At 50.4% G+C, this 3057-nt stretch carries 2 protein-coding genes; both read right to left on the bottom strand.

The genetic code is table 11. From position 1 onward, the window contains the following. Positions 1-107 precede the first annotated feature (107 nt). Positions 108-1376 (bottom strand): peptidase T, encoded by a 1269-nt coding sequence (pepT, locus tag Q3886_RS09710; RefSeq protein WP_301861260.1) that lies wholly within the window; start codon positions 1374-1376, stop codon positions 108-110. Between the two features lie 20 nt (positions 1377-1396). Continuing rightward, positions 1397-2974 (bottom strand): AbgT family transporter, encoded by a 1578-nt coding sequence (locus Q3886_RS09705; protein ID WP_301861259.1) that lies wholly within the window; start codon positions 2972-2974, stop codon positions 1397-1399. Positions 2975-3057: the final 83 nt, after the last annotated feature.

The following is a 3057-nucleotide window of genomic DNA, read 5'->3' as shown; positions in this document are numbered from 1 at the left end:
GTTTATATGGGATTTTATTAAAATGCCACACACGACATTCTCATTCATGTCATGTGTGGCAAATAAACATCAAGCAATTATTTCTTAGGAAGCATACAGGCTTTATCTTATTTTCCCTGGCCCTTATAAATGAGCTGAATCAGGGTCAAGGTCATTTCATAGGATTTCTGGAGAGACGGAATGGGCAGGAATTCATAGCGCGAATGGAAATTCAGGCCGCCTGTAAAATAGTTCGGCGTCAAGATGCCTTTCGTCGAAATGAAGGAGCCGTCTGTACCGCCGCGCATGGCAATGGTCTTGGGCGTAATGTCCAGAATCTTCATGGCATCGTAAATATAGTCAATCGCCTTGCGGTTGTCGTCCGTTACGGCATCGGCAATATTTCCGTACGTATCATCTATGGTGCATTCAATGGCTGCCCGGGGATTAGCTTCCTGCAGCTTCTGCACGTTCCGGCGGATGCGTTCTTTCTTTTCTTCATATTTCTGCTTGTCATGGTCGCGGATATTCAGATGTACTACAGCTGTGGACTGATTCGATTCGACAGCCTGGCACCAGATATATCCTTCCTTGCCTTCTGTACATTCCGGCGTTTCCTTGCGGTCAAACATATTGATGAAGTCGACAGCAATCAGCGTCGGATTGACCAGGACCCCTTTGGCACTCATGGGATGGGCACTGACGCCGTGTATGGTAACGACAGCACTGCCGGCATTGAACGTTTCATAGACTACTTCGCCCAGGGCACAGCTGTCAATGGTATAGGCAAAATCGACGGGGAATTTCGTCAGGTCCATGTTCTTGGAGCCATAGAGGCCGCATTCTTCATCAGGCACAAAGGAAACGTATACGTCACCGTGATAGAGAGAATCATCATGAACCAGCGTATCCAGAGCAGTCATGACGTTGGTAACGGCTGCTTTATCATCGGCGCCGAGAACACTGGTTCCATCGGAAACGACGAGGTCCTGACCGACATAGTCTGCCAGTTCCGGATGGTCTGCCGTCTTCATGATGATATTCTTTTCAGCATTCAGCACGATGTCCTTGCCGTCATAGCCGGGAATGAGCTGAGGATGTACGACTGGAGACAAATGGACATCTACCGTATCCAGATGGGTGCAGAAGCCCACAGCCGGCACGGTGCCCTGAAAATCTTTCGGCAGACGAGCCGGAAGTTTGGCCGTAAGGACGCACTTGTCGCTGAGGGAAATATCTTCCAGATTCATTTCGGTCAGTTCTTTCTGCAGCTGCCGGGCCATATTCCACTGCGATTCCGTGCTGGGAACTTTCACACCCCCATTGGGATGGCTCTGCGATGGAATCTGTACATACCGGAAAAACCGTTCTGTTAATTCACGACTTTTATCTTTCATAGTACTACTCCCTTTCTACATTAAAACATTTGCCGCGGATATACGTAATCTGCCTGGAATCCCAGGGGGATATTAAACCACCAGAACAGATACAGCATCACTGTCAGCACAATGAGCAGGGCGAAGGTATAGGGCAGCATAAGGCTGCTCAGCGTACCGACGCCGGTTTTCTTGTAATATTTCTGGCAATAAATAATGATGAGCGGATAAAAGGCAAACATAGGCGTGCAGACGTTGACTGCCGAGTCGCTGACGCGGAAGGCAACCTGCGTCAGTTCCGGCGCAATGCCGACGGACATGAGCATGGGAACGAAGATAGGCGCCAGAATGGACCACTTCGCTGATGCCGACGTAATGAGCAGGTTCAGGAGGGCGACGAAGACGATGATGCCAAAGACCGTAACCTGCGGCGGCAAGGCTAGGGATTTCAGGAATTCCGCACCGGCAATGGCGATAAGAGCTCCCAGGTTGGACGCACCGAAGGCATACATAAACTGAGCAGCAAAGAAATAGAAAACAATAAGCTGCACCAGCGTATGCGTAATATCTTCCATAGATTTCGTGAAATCTTTGGAGCTGCGGAACGTGCCGCTCAGAATGCCGTATACAATACCGGGAATGGCAGCCAGCAAAAAGATGATGGCTACAATGGACTGCATGACCGGCGCCTTAAAGCTGGCAATGTTGCCGTTCGGATCGCGGAGAATGGAGTTTTCCGGCACCAGGGCGGCAAAGAGGCCGACAATGAGCAGGAGCAGGACGACAGAGGCAATGTAAAAAGCCCGGTTTTCCCGCGCTGTAATAGGCTGCATGGCATCTTCCGATACGTTCAGCTCAGCATCGACGGGGCAGTTCTTGCGGCACCACGGTTCCGTAATCTTTTCCGTTACCCACCAGCACACGGCAATGACGGGAATTGTCGATACAAGGGAAAAGAAATAGTTGCACAGCACGTTCACTTCATAGGTCGGATCAATAAGCTGCGCCGCCATTTGCGTAAAGCCCTGAATGACCGGGTCAATGGCCGACGGCGTGTAGTTGGCCGCAAAGGCACCGGCAATGCCGGCAAAGGATGCAGCCACGCCGGCCAGGGGATGCTTGCCGGACGCATAAAACAGGTAGGCCGCAATGGGAATGATGATCATGTAGCCGCTGTCCGGCGCCAGATGGCTGAGCATGCCGACGACGATGACAATAGGCGTGAGCAGGAATTTAGGCGTAACGGCCAGAATCTTTTTCAGCCCTGTGCCGATATAGCCCGAGCCCTGGGCAATGCCGATGCCCAGCGTGGCGACGATAACCATGCTGAGCGGCGGGAATCCGGCGAAGTTGCTGACCATCTTGGTCATTAAGGTCACCAGAGACTGGGGCGACAGCATGTTGGTAATTTCAATTTCCTTCCCTGTCGTCGGATGGATGTAGCCGAAATGGATCTGCGAGCAAATGGCGGAAACGACGCAGGTAATAAGAAAGGCAGCAATAAACAGCATTGTAATATCAGGAATCTTATTGCCGACCCGTTCAATCCACCCTAAAAATCCGCCTGCAGGCTGCGGCGAATTAGGCATTACCGGTTCTGTTGATGGTTGGTTGGACAATGTAACATCTCCTTTATAAAAATAAAATTTTACGCACAAACCCTCTTATATATTGAAAATATTTGGCTCATACAAGAATATAT

The organism is uncultured Megasphaera sp. (genome assembly GCF_958350005.1).
GTDB lineage: Bacteria > Bacillota > Negativicutes > Veillonellales > Megasphaeraceae > Megasphaera.
This window is presented reverse-complemented; position numbering and strand designations above follow the sequence as displayed.

Excerpts from the sequence above, each read along its gene's own strand:
- pepT (WP_301861260.1), bottom strand. The coding sequence starts at position 1,376 with ATGAAAGATAAAAGTCGTGAATTAACAGAACGGTTTTTCCGGTATGTA.